Below are 17,160 nucleotides of genomic sequence, written 5' to 3'. Positions count from 1 at the left end.
GGAGGGACGACGGTGCCCGGCGGCCGAGGCCGCCGGGCACCGTACGGGGGCGGGGGAGCCCTACTTCATCTTGTTCCCGGCGGACTTCAGGTGCTGGGCACCCTCGACCACGCGGGCGGCCATACCGGCCTCGGCGACCTTGCCGTAGGCGCGCGGGTCGTAGGCCTTCTTGTCGCCGATCTCGCCGTCGACCTTCAGCACGCCGTCGTAGTTCCTCATGATGTGGTCGACGACCGGACGCGTGTAGGCGTACTGGGTGTCGGTGTCGATGTTCATCTTCACGACGCCGTACTCGATCGCCTCGTGGATCTCCTCCATGGTGGAGCCGGAGCCGCCGTGGAACACGAAGTCGAAGGCCTTGGCCTTGCCGTACTTGGCGGCGACGGCCTCCTGGGCGGTCTTGAGGACCTCGGGGCGCAGCTTCACGAAGCCGGGCTTGTACGAGCCGTGCACGTTGCCGAAGGTCAGGGCGGTCATGTAGTAGCCCTTCTCGCCCAGTCCCAGCACCTCGGCGGTACGCAGGGCGTCCGCCGGGGTCGTGTACAGCTTCTCGTTGATCTCACCGACGATGCCGTCCTCCTCGCCGCCGACGACACCCACCTCGATCTCCAGGATGGTCCGGGCGGCCTTCGAGGAGGCGAGCAGCTCGTCCGCGATCTGGAGGTTCTCCTCCAGCTCGACCGCGGAGCCGTCCCACATGTGGGACTGGAACAGCGGCTCCTGGCCCTTGGCCACGCGCTCCTTGGAGATCTCCAGCAGCGGGCGGACGAAGCCGTCGAGCTTGTTCTTCGGGCAGTGGTCGGTGTGCAGGGCGATGTTCACCGGGTACTTGGCGGCGACCACGCGGGCGAACTCCGCGAAGGCGACCGAGCCGGTGACCATGTCCTTGACCGACGCACCGGAGAGGAACTCCGCGCCACCGGTGGAAATCTGGACGATGCCGTCGCTTTCGGCCTCTGCGAAACCGCGCAGGGCGGCGTGCAGCGTCTGGCTGGAGGTCACGTTGATCGCCGGGTAGGCGAAGCCCTCGGACTTCGCGCGGCTCAGCATCTCGGTGTAGACCTCGGGGCTGGCGATGGGCATGGCTTGACTCTCCCTGGTTCGGCCTGGAGCGAGCGGCCGCCGACGCGAGATCCCTCGCGTACCGACGGCACCCCACGTGCGTTTTCCCGGCGGAGGAATCCGGAGCGTCGGAGGACGGCCCGCGGGCCGTGTGTCCGGAAGCGTTCGCCGGGTGTCGTCCAAGTATCCCGAATAGCCGGAGCCGTTGGAAAGGTCTAGACCAAAATGCTCCGGATCGGCGACGTACCCGCAGCTTACGGGGGCGCGGAGGAAGGCCCGGTGAGGGGTCCCGGAAGCGGTCGTGGATTCCGCGCCGATTTGTCACGGACGCCGCCCGGGCCAGGCGTTCCCGGTGGCCGCTGTCGCTTTTTGTCGTGATACGCGCTACATTCGTCGCCGTGGGAAGGCATAGGAATGATCCGCGGGGCGTTGGCCAGGTGATGGCCATCGTCGGGGCCGTCGTGCTCTTGGTCGCCCTGGTGGCCCTCGGCGGGTACTTCCTGTACCAGTCCCTCCCGGACGGCGAGGGCGTCAGCGTCAACGCGTCCGAGGCGGCGGCCGAGAGCGTGGACCCCGCCGACATGGGCGTCCTGCACATCCGCGTGGTGGGCGAGTCCAGCGACGTGTTCGTCCGCGTCCCCGGCGGGGACGTGCTCCTGGACCAGGAACTCACCCAGGGCAGCTCCGTGACCTACCCGGACAACGACGAGGGCCTGGAGGTCACCATCGGTGACCCGACCGCCGTCGAGGTCCACGTGAACGGCGCCCCGCGCGACGTCTCCGACCGCTCGCCGGGGCACACCTTCACGCTCAAGCCCTAGACGTCCAGGTCGGAGACCTCGAAGACGGGCCGGTACTCCAGGCCCTCCTCCTCCAGCCTCCCGCGCGCGCCGCGGTCCACGATCAGCGCGACCGCCACGACCTCGGCACCCGCCTCACGCAGCGCCTCCACGGCGGTCATCACCGAACCGCCGGTGGTGGAGGTGTCCTCCAACGCCAGGACACGGCGCCCCTTCACGTCCGGGCCCTCGATCCGCCGCTGGAGACCGTGCGCCTTGCCCGCCTTGCGCACCACGAAGGCGTCCAACCTGCGGCCGCGCGCGTGCGCGGCGTGCAGCATGGCGGTGGCCACCGGGTCGGCGCCCAGGGTCAGACCGCCCACCGCGTCGAACTCCAGGTCCTCGACGGTGTCCAACAGGACCGAGCCGACCAGCGGCGCGGCCTCCCCGTCCAGGGTGATCCGGCGCAGGTCGACGTAGTAGTCGGCCTCCTTGCCGGAGGACAGGGTCACCTTCCCGCGCACGACCGCCTTATCGTTGATCTGACGCAGGAGTTCATCACGTTCGCTCATGACCAGTGAGCCTAGGACACCGGGTGGGGCCGCGCGGACCAGGGCCGCTCCGCCCTAGTTGGGACGACCATGCAGGAGCACACCGGAACCGTCCGGGTGGAGACCACCGTGGACAGCCGCGAGGGCGCCGAGGAGGTGGCCCGTTCCGTGGTCGCGCACCGGCTCGCGGCCTGCGCGCAGGTGAACGGGCCGATCTCCAGCTTCTACCGCTGGGAGGGGGAGGTCCGGGCCGACCAGGAGTGGATGGTCGTGATCAAGACCGCCGCGGACCGCCTCGACGACCTGGTCGCGCACCTGGTCGAGACGCACCCCTACGACGTCCCCGAGGTCATGGCGGTGCCCGTGACCGGCGGAAACCCGTCCTACCTGGCCTGGGTGCGGGACGAGACCCGCGCGTGATCACCGTCCTCCTTCCCCCCACCCTCGGCGCCCCCTTCTCGCTCCCGGGTGTCGCGGACGCCCTCCCCTCGCCGGTGTTCCCCGAGGTCGGGGATGACGACACCGCCCCCCACGCCGCCCGCTACGTGGCGTGGGCCAGCCTGGAGATCGGCCGACTGGTCGGTGACCGCACCCCGGTCGTGCTGGTCGCGGAGGGGGACAGCGGCCCCCTGCTCGGCGCGGTCGGCGCGGCCCAGCGCTCCGCGCACCGCCCGGTCCTCGGCTACGTGCTGGTGGACGCGCCCCTGCCCCAGCCGGGCAGTCCGACCCGGGCGGACCTGGCGCGGAACCAGCTGGTCGAGGTGCCCGCCCGAGCGAACGAACCCGCCGCCTACCGCACGGAACGCCTGCCCACCGTCCCGGACTGGCCGGACGCGCCGTGCGGCTACCTGCTCACCGACCCGGCTTACGCGCACCCGGCGCACCTGGCCGGGATGCGCGGCTGGACGGTTCGCGAGGCGGGGGAGGACCCCTCTCGGGAGCTGGCCGCGCTCGTCGCGGAGCTGGTCCGCTGAAACCGGGTGACAACCCCGGCGGGGGTCCGCAGAATCAGGGCATGATCGCGAACCACTTCCCCCCGGCGGGGCTCCGGCTGAACACGCCCCGGCTCCAACTGCGGATGCCCTCCGACGAGGACCTCTCCCAACTGGCCGACGCCGCCGTCGCGGGCGTCCACGACCCGGAGCGGATGCCCTTCTCGGTCCCGTGGACGGACCAGCCGCCGGACCGCCTGGCACGGACGGTCGTCCAGCACAACTGGGCCACCATGGCGGCGTGGACGCCGGAGAAGTGGACCTTCAACGCGGTCGTGGTGTACGAGGGCACCGTGATCGGGGTCCAGGACCTGGGGGCGAGCGACTTCGGCGTGGCCCGCCAGGTGAACACGGGTTCGTGGCTCACCCGGCGGTACCAGGGGAGGGGGATCGGTACGGAGATGCGGGCCGCCGTCCTGCACCTGGCCTTCGCGGAGCTGGGTGCGGAGGCCGCGGTCTCGGAGGTCCTGGAGGCCACGGCCGCCTCGCACGGGGTGGCCCGGAAACTCGGGTACCGCCCCGACGGGACCGACCTGGTCGCGATCCGGGGCGAGCGGGTCCGCGAGACCAGGTACCGGTTGACCCGGGAGGACTGGGAGCGGCACCGCACGGTCCCCGTCCGGGTCGAGGGCCTGGAACCGTGCCTGCCGTACTTCGGCCTCTAGGGGTGCTCCGCTAACGGGGGCTTCGCGCCACCAGGACCGCGCCGCCGAGGCTGCCGAGCAGCATGCCAGCACCGGTGACGACGCCGCTGAGCAGCGGCACCCACTCGGGGTGGCCGGTCAGCGCCATGACCAGGCCGACCGCGCCCAGGGCCGAGGCGTAACCGGCCACGACGAGGAGTTCCCGCTGCTTCCAGTGCCAGGCCAGGGGGAAGAAGTGCAGGCCGACGACGAGGGCCACCCAGGCCACCCCGGCCTCGTCCGGGATCCCCTCGGTCCGGCCGATGGTCATCGTGCCGCCGATGATCAGTGCGACCTCGATCATCGTGACCACACCGAAGAACGCCCCGAAACGCGGCCGCGGCGCGTCATCGCCCTCGCTGGGGGAGTCTTTCCGCATGGCGAGCACGGCCATGACGACGATCGCGACAGCCACGGCGACAGCCAGCGAACGCACCGTGAAAGCGACCGCCGAAGAAAGTGGTGGACCGCTGTTGACCAGCACGAACACCAGACCGAAGAAAGCGCCGACAAAGAACCCGGAAAACCGTGAGAACATTCCTGGAAGTTACCAGGGGTTTATGATTTCTTTGGAATCCTTTCTCCTCGAATGACTGATGGTGACCGCCGCATCGCTTCGCGTCTGTGTGCCGCGACTTTCAGTGAGCGCACCGACCGCCGGAGTCATTTCCGAATTTCCTCGGGCAGGAACGACGCGGTGCCTTCCACCGGTCAGGGGTGACATGACGGGAGGCGCGCCCACCTCCCCTGTGTGAGCGCGCCCCCGGGCGCCGCGATGCGGCGCCGTCGTCCGTCCGAGGGCCTCGTGGGCCGCCCTCTCATGGGGGCCAGAGAGCCCGGGCCCGTCGGACGGGGCCGACCGCTCCGCGCACACCCCCTCAGACGTGCGCGGCGGTCGGCCTCACCGCTCCGGACCGGGCCCTCTCCCCTCTGGAAGGGCCGTCCGCAGCGGCGTCTGTGGTCATTCGTCGCGGGTCGGCCTCCCCAGCCCGTCGAGCAGGGCGGACGCCTCGCGATGGGTCGCGGGCAGCGGCACCGACCAGACGGCGGCGCCGTGCTCCCAGCCGACCCCCGAGCGCAGCTCGTCGATCTCGGTCCTGAGCGCGGGCACGTCCCGGGCCACGACCGCGATCCGCGCCCGGCTGGCCAGGCACACCGACTCCCCGCGGGTGAAGAAGCGGTTCAGCTCGTGTCCGAGCACGATCAGCCGCGCCGCGCGCCGCCACGGGTCGAGGGTGGGGTCCAGCGCGACCACCACCAGGCGGTGGTCGAACGCGGCCGGGACGGTCTCCTCCGAGCTCCGGTACAGTTCACGGACGCGGGTGCGCAGGTACGCCTCGTTGGCCAGACCGGTGAGCGGGTCCTGGCAGGTGTCCCGGCCCCGGCCCCCCTCGACCCAGCCCTCGGCCAGCGCGCGGACCAGGGTGAGCGGGAGCTGCTCCCAGCCCGCGACCTCCCCGAAGGCGTCGAGGTCGGCCAGCGCCCGGCCGATCTCCACCCCCGAACGGGCCCGGGCCTCCCCGAGCCGGGAGCAGGGTTCGGTCAGGTCCGTCCCCGTGGTGTACGCCTCGCAGACGGCGTCCACGGAGGGCGTCCACCAGTCCTCGGCCGGGGTCCACCCCCGCTCACAGCTCCGGCGCCCCCACGGCGCCCGCAGTTCCCGGGCACGGCGCGCCACACTGCCCCGTGCCCCGGCTCCCACTTCGGTCTCGCCCATAGTCGCTCCCGGTCGTTGTTCGGCCAGGTGAACGAAGGTGGACCCGCGCCCCCGCGGCGGGTCCCCTCCGTTCGCCCTCACCCCAATCACGGAGATCGGTAGCGGCTATGACGCGGATACGAGATATTTTTTCGAGCACGTGATCCTCCGACGCCGAACCCCTGCCTCCCGACACCCCGGTTCTGGCTCGCCGGCCGGGGGATACGGGACCACGAGGGAAAGGGCGCTGGGTGGCCGACGCCGACGGAGAGAACACAGAGACACTCATCGGTGACTCGGAGATCATCGAGCGGGTGAAGGCCGGTGACAACGCCGCCTACGGCACCCTCTACGAGCGCCATGCCGGGGCCGCCCGGGGTCTGGCCCGCCAGCTGTTGCGGGGCGAGGCCGAGGTCGAGGACGCGGTGGCCGAGGCGTTCACCAAGGTGCTCAGCGTCATCCAGCGCGGCGGCGGCCCAAGCGACGCCTTCCGCCCCTACCTGCTCACCGCGGTCCGCAACGCCGCCTACGACCGGGGACGGGGGGACAAGCGCCAGGTCGTCACGGACGACATGGAGAGCTACGACTCGGGCGAACCCTTCGTCGACCCGGCGCTGGAGGGGCTCGAACGCTCCCTGATCGCCCGCGCCTTCCTCTCCTTGCCCGAACGCTGGCAGTCCGTGCTGTGGCACACGGAGATCGAGGGGGTCAAGCCCGCCGAGGCGGCCACCATCCTCGGGATGAACGCCAACGGTGTGGCCGCACTGGCCTACCGCGCCCGTGAGGGCCTGCGCCAGGCCTACCTCCAGATGCACCTGGCGGGCGGGGGAGCGGCGGAGGCCTGCCGCCCCACGTTGGGGCTGCTCGGCGCCTACGTGCGCGGCGGGCTGTCCAAGCGCGACACCACCAAGGTCGACCGGCACATGGACGACTGCGGGGACTGCCGCGAGGTGTACGCGGAGCTCATGGACGTCAACGTCGGCCTGCGCGGGATCGTGCTGCCGCTGGTCGTCGGCTTCGGCGCCACGGGCTACCTCACCGCGACCCCGGGCGGTGTCGCGACCGGAGCCTGGTGGAACCGGATGTCCCGGCGCCAGCAGCAGGTCTCCGCCGGGGCCACCGCTGCCGCCGGTGTGGCCGTCGCGGTCGCGTTCGCCCTGGTGGGAGGCGAGGCGCCCGCGCCCACCGATCCCCCTCCCGTGGCCGCGCCCCAGGAGGACCCCCCTGCGGCCGGTGCGCCCGCGCCCCCCGCCGATCCCCCCGCGAGTGACCCGGACCCGGCCGCGCCGGAGCCCGAACCCGCGCCGGAAGCCGAACCCGAACCGGTCCCCGTGCCGTCGGTGCCCGCCGACGTTCCGGCCGCCCCCGCGCCCGCGCCCCCGGCGCCGCGGCCCCCGGACACCCCCGAGGCGCCCCCCGCTCCGGAGGAACCCGAGGAGCCGGAGGAGCCCGGGCCCGAGTTCGCGGCGGGCATCGACCCGGTCGGCGCCCTGGTGCCGGGCAGCGACGGGATCATGGTCCTGGACGTGCTCAACACGGGCGCGGCCACGGCCAGCGACGTGGTCGCCGCCATCACCCTGCCCCCCGGAGTGGAGATGGTCTCCTCCGGCGGCGCGGGGAACGCCGTCCCCATGGCGGTCGGCCACGGGGACTGGGGCTGTTCGGCGGGCAGCGGCGGCGGCGAGTGCGTGCGCACCGGCATGGCCGAGGGGGAGAGCGGCACCCAGTTCATCGACGTCCGCGTGGCCGCCGACGCCGACGTGGACGTGCCCGCGAGAGTGGTGATCTCCTCGGGTGAGGTCAGATTCGAGGCGGTCGGTGAGCGCGGGGTGACGCCGGACGGTATCGCCGCCCGCTACGCGACCGCCGGACAGGTACGTACGGAGACCGTCGGCAACGCCCTGCTGACCTGCACCGAGCCCGACCCGCCGAAGGGCGGATGGCCGTGGCCGTGGTGGGGCTGGCCGGGCGGCGGCGCGGTGGAGCTCCCGGACGAGGGCGCGGTTCCCCCGCCGGACGAGGGCGCGGTCCTCCCGCCGGACGCGCTCCCCGACGCCGACCTCCGCCGTGCGCCCTCCGACGCCACCCCCGATCTCGGTGGGGGCATCGGCGACCTCCTCGGTGAGGGCGGGGACGGTTCCTCGGAGGAGCCCGACGACGCGGCGGAGGAGGGGCGGGACGAGCCCGAGGACGAGCCGGAAGAGGACGGCGCGGAGGAGGTCCCCGAGTCCCCGGAGGCCGTCGAACCCCCTGAGGGCGGGTACGTCGAGGAGGAGGAAGAGGAGACGGAAGAGGAGGAGGCCCCGGGCGTCTGCGCGGACGCGCGCCAGCGGACCGGCGACCGGCTCGACAACGACAACTGGGTGATGGCCCCGCTCGACCGCGACTGGGACCCCACGACCACCTCCTCCAGCTCCGCCACCTGGGAACTCCCCGAGGGCGGGTCGGTGCGCTGGGCCGGGCTGTACTTCTCGGCGGCGGGGGAGCCGAGCGCTCCCACCGCTCGGATCAAGGGCCCCGGCATGGTCTCCTACACCACCGTGACCGCCGCCGACACCCGTGTCGCGGACCTGCCGGGCTACCGCGCCTACCAGGCGTTCGCGGACGTCACCGACCTGGTCCGGTCGGGCGGGGGCGGCGAGTGGTGGGTCAGCGACGTCCCGGCCCGGGAGGGCAGGGGCGTCCACGCCGGGTGGAGCCTCGTGGTGGTCATGGAGGACCCGTCAGTGGAGGGCTACCACCAGGCGATGGTGCTGGACGAGACCACGGCGGTCTTCCAGGACCCGGAGGGGGCGCGCTTCCCGGTGTCCGGTCTGCTGCCGGAGTCGGTCCGGGCCCGGTTCGACGTGGTGGCCTGGGAGGGCGATGCCGACCTCGGCGGTGACCGCGTGACGGTGGGCGGGGTCCCGATCGCGCCGACCGGCGGACACGGAGGCGTCGACAACGTGTTCGTGGGCTCCGCGCGCGGGGCGGTGGGTGATCCGATGACGTTCGGGACCGATGTCGTTCGATTCGACGCGGTCCTGGGGCGCGAATCGGATATCCGAATCCCGTCCGGTCAGGACGCCGTGTTGGTGGGGGTCGTCGCCCTCACCGCGCCGATGCGCACCTGAGGTCCGTGGCCGGGATGCCCCTTCCGTGGCCGTTCCGGGCCTGGTGGGGCTTCCGGGAGGCCACGCGTGACCCCGAAGGGCCTCCACTGCGTAGCAAGTTAGTAACTGTCGGTATTCGTCGATGGCACGCAAAACGAGACAGACTTGGCTAGGCTGTGCCCCGGTCATGGATATGGCCCCAGAGAGCGACAGGGAAGGGGGCGGTGTCACGTGGACCGCTGCGCGTTGTTCGTCGACGCGGGATACCTTCTCGCCGACGGTGCGATGGCCGTGCACGGAACCCGTAACCGGGACTCCGTCGCCTGGGACTACTCCGGTCTCGTCCAGTTCCTCAACGAGGTGGCGCGGGACCGGACGGGACTACCGCTCCTGCGCTGCTACTGGTACGAGGCGATCGCTGACGACCGGCGGGCCCAGGAACAGGACAGCATCGCGGACATCCCCGGCATCAAGTTCCGCGCCGCCCGGATACGGCCGGGACGCCGTGAAGGCGTGGAGAGCTACGTCCAACGCGACCTCACCACCCTGGCCCGCACCGGTGTCCTGTCCGACGCGGTCCTGGTCAGCGGTGACGAGGACATGGCCCCCGTGGTCGCCGACGTCCAGGACATGGGCGTGCGCGTCACCGTCGTGCACATCTCCGTGGAGGGCAACTGGACCATCTCCCGCGCCCTGCGCCGGGAGAGCGACGACCTCATCGAGATCGGCGCCGGGCACCTGCGCCCCCACGTGAACCTCCTCTCCGGTGGCGGCTCCACCCAGGAGACCGCCGCCAAGACGACCACCCCCTTCGCCAACGGGCGCGGCCGGTCGGCCCCCGAGGCCCCGCGCCAGCCCGAGACCCCGCAGCCGCGTCAGCCCGCGCCGGCCCCGAGCGGCTCCAGCCGGGTCGACCCGGTCAACACCTCCACCGGCGGCCTGGAGGCGATGTTCGCGGGCACCGGCGGACAGCCCGTGCCCCAGGGCAGCGCCATGGAGCAGCTGCGCGCGATGCGCCGTTCGATAGCGCAACAGCGCGGCGTCGACCACCTGGCCGGACCCGGTGCGGAGGGTGCCTCCTCCGGCGCCATCGACGCGAACGGCTTCCCCTCCGGCGGGCAGGCCCCGCCCGGAGTGAACGGCAACGGCTCCTACCCCGGTGCCACCGGGGCGCACCCCGGTCCCAGCGTCCACGCGGCGCAGAACGGACACGGACCCAACGGCCAGGGCGGATACCCGCCCTCCGGGACCGGCGGACACCAGTCCATGCGCGGGGCCGAACCGGGCGGGTACGGCCTCCAGGGCAGACCGGGTCAGGGACAGCCGCAGGGGCACGGGATGCCCGGCGCCCAGCCCGCCTTCACCAACGGGACCGGGCCCCAGCCGTCCTTCAACGGCACGGGACCGCAGCGGCCCTTCGACGCGGGAACCGGGCCCCAGGCCTCGTTCGCCGACCTCCAGCAGGGGCCGCCGCAGAGAAACTCACCCCCGCCCGGCCCCGACCTGAGGTTCGGACCCGGTGAGGATCCAGGCTTCGGAGGTGGGGCGGACACAAACCCTACCTATGGGACCAGTACGGCAACTGACACCGCACGCCGCGGTGGCGCCGCCCCCGGATTCGGGGAACGGCGACCTACTGGTCCCGAGTACGACAGCCGGTTCGGCACGGCCGGATACCAGGAATCCAACCCTAGTCCTGGATATACCCAACAGACGGGCTCCGGCGCGCATACCGTTGATGACGCGGTGCATGTCGCGCACAAGGAAGGGAACGACTTCGCGGAGTCGATCGCACGTGAGGCGCCCGCCCTGTGGGTGGAGGCCGTCCTGGCCCGTAGGCCGAGGATGCCCTCGGACCTGGAGGCGAGGCTGCTTCAGGGGTCCTCACTCCCGATCGACCACCTGTTGCGCGACGAGGTCCGTGACGGACTGCGCCAGGGGTTCTGGCAGGCACTGGAGCGTGCCAGGCCCTGACCGGCGCGCGCGAGGTGCGAGTAGGGGATGGGGGCGATGCGGTTGACCCAGGTGACGACGGCAGATCTCGACCGGTTGGAGTTCCACGCCGTCCGGTCGGGTGAGCACAGCCGGATCGCCGCCCAGCTGCTGGACCTGGCCAACCGGGTCGACGCCGGGAGCGAGGTGACCCGGGCGGAGCTGTTCGTGCGCGCCGGGGAGCAGTGGGAGATCGCCCAGGAGTTCGAGCGGGCCTGCGCCGCCTACCAGCGCGCCATGGACGACGGCGGCCCGACCGTGGTCGACGCGCACGCCCTGAGCGCCGGGGCGCTGCTCCAGCTGGACGAGCGCGGTCTCGCCTACGAACACCTGAAGCGGCTGGAGAGCGGGGGCCAGCCGGGGCTCCAGACCCACATCCACGTGGCCGAGGTCCTCTACGCCCACGACGACCTGGAGGGCGCGGAGCGCTGGGCCACCTCGGGCGCGCGCTGGTTCCGGAACCGGAACCTGTCCGCCTACGCCCGGGACCTGTTCGACGAGCTCCTGCGCATCCGGTTCCGGATCCGGACCGACCTCGGCCTGCCCGAGGACGACCTGGACCTGCTCCTGGACCTCTGACCCGGGCGGCGCGGGTCGGGCCCCGCTCGCCCCCGCCGGGGCGCACGGCGTGCCGTAGGCCGCCGACACCCCCGGGAAGTGAGCTTTCTGACGCGCCCCGATCCGGACCGGGCCGGGGGCGCGAACGGCCGCATCCGGACGCCCAGGGTCCGTTTCCCGCAGCCACGCCGACCAGGTACGCCAGGTTCGGTCGTCAACCCCGGGTCGCGCGACCCCTTTTCCGGGGTGCCCGCACGGCCCTGTGGCCGATCTCCGGGAGTCGGGCGGACACGTCCGCCCCGCCGACGTCCTAGGCTGGGTCCGACCCTCCACGAAGGCCCTCGAGCCCGGCCGGAGACGCCCTCTCACAGGGCGCCCGTGGGGCACTCATACCACGCTCCAGGCGTGTGTTCGACATTCGTCGAAGAATCCGAGAAATCCGCGACACGCCATCATCTTGGGGTGTTCCAAGGTGGCGCCCCCTAGATGTAGTATCGGGACCCGTTGGTGGTTCACCGGGGTTCCCGCCCTGGTGAAGCAGACGGGAACGACGACCGCCACGCGCGAAGAGGCCCGATCGGCTTCGGGCGCGGAGGGCGAGTAGGTCACCCGTGGGTCCCAGGGCCCGCCATCGACAACGCAGACGAGGGGGCTTCGAGGGGAGTCGCCGCGACCCGCCGGTCGCCGGTCCATCCGTATCCACTGCGGTGGGCCGCCGGTGCGAGCCGCGCGTCTGCTACTCGTGAACCCCGTTCCCCGCCGGGACTCTTCTTTACCGAGGTTGGAGCCGCTGTATGACCCTTGACGTCGAGGCCGTGCCCGCATCCGTTCGGCCCGCGCCGACCAACGGCGGTGGCGCCCCCGCCGCCATCGACCGGATCGAGCACGTCGTAACCGAGGCCTGTGCGCGGCTCACCGGTGTTTCGGCGGCCAAGGTCCTCACCGAGGCGCGTCGGGGCTTCTACCCCGGGATCGCGGACTCCGAGGTCGAGCTCGCCCTGGTCATGGCCGCCCGCAGCTACGTGGAGGTCGACCCGAACTACTCGTACGTGGCCGCCCGCCTGCTGCTCGACAAGCTCCGCACCGAGGCCCTCAGCTTCGTCAGCGGCGCCGCCGAGACCGCCACCCAGTCCGACATGGACGACCGCTACGCCACCTACCTGTCCGCCTACGTCGGTCGCGGCATCGACCTCGGACAGCTCGACCCGGCGCTGGCCCAGTTCGACCTGGAGCGCCTGGGCAAGGCCCTGCACGCCGACCGTGACGAGCAGTTCACCTTCCTCGGCCTCCAGACCCTGTACGACCGCTACTTCCTGCACAGCGACGACGTCCGCTACGAGCTCCCGCAGGCGTTCTTCATGCGCGTCGCGATGGGCCTGGCGCTCAACGAGGACGACCGCGAGGCCCGCGCCATCGAGTTCTACGAGCTGCTGAGCTCGTTCGACTTCATGGCCTCCACGCCCACCCTGTTCAACTCGGGCACGGTCCGCGCGCAGCTGTCGTCCTGCTTCCTCACCACGGTCGGCGACGACCTGCACGACATCTTCCACGGCATCAGCAACAACGCGATGCTGTCCAAGTACTCGGGCGGCCTGGGCAACGACTGGACCCCGGTCCGCGGCCTCGGCTCCCACATCAAGGGCACCAACGGCAAGAGCCAGGGCGTCGTCCCGTTCCTGAAGATCGCCAACGACACCGCGGTCGCGGTCAACCAGGGCGGCAAGCGCAAGGGCGCGGTCTGCGCCTACCTGGAGACCTGGCACATCGACATCGAGGAGTTCCTCGACCTCCGCAAGAACACCGGTGACGAGCGCCGCCGCACCCACGACATGAACACCGCGAACTGGGTTCCGGACCTGTTCATGAAGCGCGTGGAGGAGCAGGGCACCTGGACCCTGTTCTCCCCGGACGAGGTCCCCGACCTGCACGACAAGTACGGCAGGGACTTCGTCGAGGCCTACGAGAAGTACGAGGCCGACGCCGAGGCCGGCCGTATCAAGGTCTCCAAGAAGATGCCCGCCGTGGACCTGTGGCGCCGCATGCTCACCATGCTGTTCGAGACCGGCCACCCGTGGATCACCTTCAAGGACCCGTCGAACCTGCGCTCGCCGCAGCAGCACAACGGCGTGGTGCACTCCTCCAACCTGTGCACCGAGATCACGCTGAACACCAGCAAGGACGAGGTCGCGGTCTGCAACCTCGGCTCGGTGAACCTGCCGCAGCACGTCGGCCCGAACGGCATCGACGTCGAGCGCCTGCGCCGCACCGTCCGCACCGCCGTGCGCATGCTCGACAACGTCATCGACGTGAACTTCTACACGATCCCCGAGGCGCGCCGCGCGAACATGCGCCACCGCCCGGTCGGCCTGGGCCTCATGGGCTTCCAGGACGCCCTGTTCAAGATCCGCACGCCGTTCGCCTCCGAGGGCGCGGTCACCTTCGCGGACGAGAGCATGGAGCTGATCAGCTACTACGCCATCGAGGCGTCCATGGAGCTGGCCAGCGAGCGCGGTGCGTACGAGAGCTTCGACGGCTCGCTGTGGAGCCAGGGCGTCCTGCCCATCGACTCCCTGCGCCTGCTCGCGGACTCCCGTGGCGGCGACCTCGACATGGACCGCGGCGAGACCCTGGACTGGGACTCCCTGCGTGAGCGCGTGAAGTCCACCGGGATGCGCAACTCCAACGTCATGGCGATCGCGCCCACCGCGACCATCGCCAACATCACCGGCGTCAGCCAGTCGATCGAGCCGGTCTACCGGAACCTGTTCGTCAAGTCGAACATGTCCGGCGACTTCACCGTCGTCAACGACTACCTGGTCCGCGACCTCAAGGAGCGCGGTCTCTGGGACGAGGACATGGTGTCGGCGCTCAAGATGCACGACGGCAGCCTCGGCGCCATCGACCGCGTGCCGGACGACCTCAAGGCCCTGTACGCCACGGCGTTCGAGGTCGACCCCAACTGGCTGGTGGACGCCGGTTCGCGCCGTCAGAAGTGGATCGACCAGGCCCAGTCGCTCAACCTGTACATGGGCGCCCCCAGCGGCAAGAAGCTGGACGCCCTGTACCGCCGCGCCTGGCGCTCCGGTCTCAAGACCACCTACTACCTGCGTTCGCAGAGCGCCACCCACGTGGAGAAGAGCACGCTCAAGGGCACGGACGGCCGTCTCAACGCGGTCGCCTCCACCCCGGCCGCCCCCGCGGCGGCCCCTGCGGCGGCCCCTGCGGCGGCCCCGGCGGCGGCCCCTGCGGCGGCCCCGGCGGCGGCCCCGGCTCCCAGCCCCGCCGTGAGCCCGGCCGCGGTGGCCGAGCCGGTGGCGCCCGAGCCCGAGGACGAGTTCGAGATCGTCGACGGCCAGGCGTGCAGCATCGAGGACCCCGAGTGCGAGGCCTGCCAGTAACGAGGGACCCCGGGGCGCCCGCGACACCCGCGGGCGCCCCCGCACCCCTCCTGGCTCCCCTCCACTCCCCGAAGACGACCCCGGCCCGACCGGAGAACGGAAAAGTTCGAGCATGACCGCGGTTTCCGAGAACAGCGCAGCGGCCACCAGCGGCCTCGGCGAGATCGAGCGCGACGCCGAGCGCGTCAACGTCGACGACAAGTCGATGATCAACGCCCGCGCCGACGTGAACCAGCTGCTGCCCCTCAAGTACACGTGGGCGTGGGAGAAGTACCTCTCCGGGTGCAACAACCACTGGATGCCCACCGAGGTGGCGATGCAGGCCGACATCGCGCTGTGGAAGTCCAAGGACGGGCTCACCGAGGACGAGCGCCTGATGCTCAAGCGCAACCTCGGCTTCTTCGCCACGGCGGAGTCCCTGGTGGCCAACAACATCGTCCTGGCCGTGTACCGCCAGCTCACGAACCCGGAGTGCCGCCAGTACCTGCTGCGCCAGGCCTTCGAGGAGGCGGTGCACACGCACACCTTCCAGTACATCTGCGAGAGCCTCGGCCTGGACGAGGGCGAGCTCTTCAACATGTACCGCGAGGTCCCCTCGATCACCGCGAAGGACGCCTGGGCGCTCAAGTACACCCAGAACCTGGAGAACCCGGAGTTCCGCACCGGCACGCCCGAGGCGGACCAGGCCTTCCTGCGTGACCTGGTCGCGTTCTACGTGATCTTCGAGGGCATGTGGTTCTACACCGGTTTCGCGCAGATCCTCTCGCTGGGCCGCCGCAACAAGATGGTCGGCATCGCGGAGCAGTACCAGTACATCCTGCGCGACGAGTCGATCCACCTGAACTTCGGCATCGACGTGATCAACCAGATCAAGATCGAGAACCCGCACCTGTGGTCCGAGGAGTTCCAGGCCGAGGTCCGGCAGATGCTCACGGACGCCTGCGAGCTGGAGGTGGCCTACGGCCGCGAGACCATGCCGCGCGGCGTGCTGGGCCTCAACTCCGAGCTGTGCGAGAAGTACATGCACTTCATCACCGACCGCCGCGCTGAGCAGATCGGCCTCGCCCCCATCTTCGGTGAGACCGAGAACCCGTTCCCGTGGATGTCGGAGATGATGGACCTCCAGAAGGAGAAGAACTTCTTCGAGACCCGAGTGATCGAGTACCAGACGGGTGGCGGCCTGGACTGGGACTAGGTCCTTCCTGGGAGAACACGAGCGTCTCCCCTCCCAACGGCCCGGGGCGGGCGCGCGCCCCGGGCCGTTCTCGCGCCCGGGGGAACAGGGATAGCCATTCCTGGAATTCGAGCTCCCCATTTCTCCCGCGGACGCGCCGTGTTCTTATGATCCGTTCACCCCAGACGGATACGGGCGGGCCGATAAGGTGATGATCGGCCTTTTCCGGGTGAGGGTGCGGAACACGTCCTAAGCTGGCCGAGTGATCCCATCCTGCGATCCCGCGGCCGAAGCGGTCTTCCGTCGCGTCCGGGCCGACAACGCCCTGGAGGTCACCGTCGAGCGGCTGCTGTGCGCCATCAGACTCGGCGTCGTCCCGGAGGGCGGCCGCTTCCCGGCCGAGCGCGACCTCTCCGCCCGGCTGGGCGTCAGCCGTGTCACCCTGCGCGAGGCGATCCAGCACCTCCGCCGTCGGGGGCACGTCGAGTCCCGCCGCGGGCGCGGCGGCGGCACCTTCGTCGCGGTACCGCCCCCGAGACCCACCCCGGACGAGGCGCGGCGCGGACTCGGCGCGGCCGACACCGCCCTCGACGACCTGCTCGCCTTCCGCCGCACCCTGGAGACGGGCGCCGTGGTCCGGCTGGCCGAGACCGGTCTCAGCGCGGACCAGCACGACCTCCTGGACCGCCGCGTGGGCGTGGCCGCCGACGCCGGACCCGCCGACTACCGGCGCTGCGACACCGTCTTCCACATCACCCTCGCCCAGCTGACCGGATCGGAGCGGACCGCCGCCGCGGTCACGGACACCCGGATGCGGATCAACCAGCTCATGGACGTGGCGCCGCTGACGGACGCGGCGCTGGCGGCCAGTGACGGGGAGCACCGCCGGATCGTCCGCGCGGTGCGGGCGCGCGACCCCGAGGCGGCGCGGCTGGCCCTGGGCGGGCACCTGGCCGGGGCGGAGCGCCGGTTGCGGGAGCTGCTCGGCTGAGCCCCGAGGGGCTCGGGGGAACCGTGCGATTCCGGCCGCGATCGGCGTCTCGCCATTCGGGACGGGAGCGCGGCCACACGGCGTCACGTATGTCCGATCAGACAAACAGGACTTCCCGACAATGGCCAGCCGGACAATTCTGCCTGGTCAAGAACTCGACCAGGTCTCGACCGGGTGTTGTTTCGCACACAG

At 71.3% G+C, this 17,160-nt stretch carries 15 protein-coding genes; 11 read left to right on the top strand and 4 right to left on the bottom strand.

All coding sequences use genetic code 11. From position 1 onward, the window contains the following. Positions 1-60 precede the first annotated feature (60 nt). Entirely contained in the window at positions 61-1,083 is a 1,023-nt protein-coding gene (gene fbaA, locus AC0VYM_RS27890) for a class II fructose-bisphosphate aldolase (RefSeq protein ID WP_475457089.1), read from the bottom strand. Between the two features lie 419 nt (positions 1,084-1,502). Here fbaA and AC0VYM_RS27885 point away from each other — a divergent pair, with 419 nt between their 5' ends. Beyond that, positions 1,503-1,883: a RodZ domain-containing protein gene (locus tag AC0VYM_RS27885; protein WP_475457087.1), complete on the top strand. Its 381-nt coding sequence runs from the start codon at positions 1,503-1,505 to the stop codon at positions 1,881-1,883. Here AC0VYM_RS27885 and pyrE read toward each other — a convergent pair. Then, a complete protein-coding gene (gene pyrE, locus AC0VYM_RS27880) occupies positions 1,880-2,413 on the bottom strand; it encodes an orotate phosphoribosyltransferase (RefSeq protein ID WP_475457085.1) in 534 nt (177 codons plus the stop codon). The genes AC0VYM_RS27885 and pyrE overlap by 4 nt on opposite strands. Before the next feature lie 69 nt (positions 2,414-2,482). On the opposite strand from pyrE, the gene cutA reads away from it, so the two are divergent. Genes cutA through AC0VYM_RS27865 form a run of 3 tightly spaced genes read left to right on the top strand, consistent with a single transcriptional unit; the run spans position 2,483 to position 4,049 of the window. Beyond that, positions 2,483-2,812 carry a divalent-cation tolerance protein CutA gene (gene cutA, locus AC0VYM_RS27875; protein WP_475457083.1) on the top strand — a complete coding sequence of 110 codons (330 nt, stop codon included), beginning with the start codon at positions 2,483-2,485 and terminating at the stop codon, positions 2,810-2,812. Continuing rightward, on the top strand, positions 2,809-3,366 hold the full coding sequence (locus AC0VYM_RS27870; protein WP_475457081.1) for a hypothetical protein: 558 nt from the start codon (positions 2,809-2,811) through the stop codon (positions 3,364-3,366). The genes cutA and AC0VYM_RS27870 overlap by 4 nt, the downstream gene beginning before the upstream one ends. 41 nt (positions 3,367-3,407) lie before the next feature. Further along, complete coding sequence (locus tag AC0VYM_RS27865; protein WP_475457079.1) at positions 3,408-4,049, top strand: GNAT family N-acetyltransferase; 642 nt, start codon at positions 3,408-3,410, stop codon at positions 4,047-4,049. A gap of 10 nt (positions 4,050-4,059) precedes the next feature. Here AC0VYM_RS27865 and AC0VYM_RS27860 read toward each other — a convergent pair whose 3' ends face one another. Continuing rightward, positions 4,060-4,371, bottom strand: a complete 312-nt coding sequence (locus AC0VYM_RS27860; RefSeq protein WP_475457077.1) for a hypothetical protein — start codon at positions 4,369-4,371, stop codon at positions 4,060-4,062. Between AC0VYM_RS27860 and AC0VYM_RS27855 the strand changes: the two genes are divergently transcribed. Then, on the top strand, positions 4,349-4,660 hold the full coding sequence (locus AC0VYM_RS27855) for a hypothetical protein (protein WP_475457075.1): 312 nt from the start codon (positions 4,349-4,351) through the stop codon (positions 4,658-4,660). The two genes, AC0VYM_RS27860 and AC0VYM_RS27855, sit on opposite strands and share 23 nt — an antisense overlap. Before the next feature lie 368 nt (positions 4,661-5,028). Here AC0VYM_RS27855 and AC0VYM_RS27850 read toward each other — a convergent pair whose 3' ends face one another. Then, positions 5,029-5,784: a hypothetical protein gene (locus AC0VYM_RS27850; RefSeq protein ID WP_475457073.1), complete on the bottom strand. Its 756-nt coding sequence runs from the start codon at positions 5,782-5,784 to the stop codon at positions 5,029-5,031. 230 nt (positions 5,785-6,014) lie between these two features. Here AC0VYM_RS27850 and AC0VYM_RS27845 point away from each other — a divergent pair, with 230 nt between their 5' ends. The 6 genes from AC0VYM_RS27845 (at position 6,015) to AC0VYM_RS27820 (ending at position 16,968) form a co-directional block, all read left to right on the top strand. Continuing rightward, a complete protein-coding gene (locus AC0VYM_RS27845; RefSeq protein ID WP_475457071.1) occupies positions 6,015-8,876 on the top strand; it encodes a sigma-70 family RNA polymerase sigma factor in 2,862 nt (953 codons plus the stop codon). 210 nt (positions 8,877-9,086) lie between these two features. Further along, on the top strand, positions 9,087-10,829 hold the full coding sequence (locus AC0VYM_RS27840) for an NYN domain-containing protein (RefSeq protein WP_475457069.1): 1,743 nt from the start codon (positions 9,087-9,089) through the stop codon (positions 10,827-10,829). Between the two features lie 27 nt (positions 10,830-10,856). Continuing rightward, positions 10,857-11,426 (top strand): hypothetical protein, encoded by a 570-nt coding sequence (locus tag AC0VYM_RS27835; RefSeq protein WP_475457067.1) that lies wholly within the window; start codon positions 10,857-10,859, stop codon positions 11,424-11,426. A gap of 773 nt (positions 11,427-12,199) precedes the next feature. Further along, positions 12,200-14,803, top strand: a complete 2,604-nt coding sequence (locus tag AC0VYM_RS27830) for a ribonucleoside-diphosphate reductase subunit alpha (protein ID WP_475457065.1) — start codon at positions 12,200-12,202, stop codon at positions 14,801-14,803. Positions 14,804-14,915: 112 nt separating this feature from the next. After that, positions 14,916-15,998: a ribonucleotide-diphosphate reductase subunit beta gene (locus tag AC0VYM_RS27825; RefSeq protein ID WP_475457063.1), complete on the top strand. Its 1,083-nt coding sequence runs from the start codon at positions 14,916-14,918 to the stop codon at positions 15,996-15,998. A gap of 241 nt (positions 15,999-16,239) precedes the next feature. Beyond that, positions 16,240-16,968 (top strand): FadR/GntR family transcriptional regulator, encoded by a 729-nt coding sequence (locus AC0VYM_RS27820; protein WP_475457062.1) that lies wholly within the window; start codon positions 16,240-16,242, stop codon positions 16,966-16,968. Positions 16,969-17,160 lie beyond the last annotated feature (192 nt).

It is taken from the genome of Nocardiopsis sp. iso_237 (genome assembly GCF_056173345.1).
This window is presented reverse-complemented; position numbering and strand designations above follow the sequence as displayed.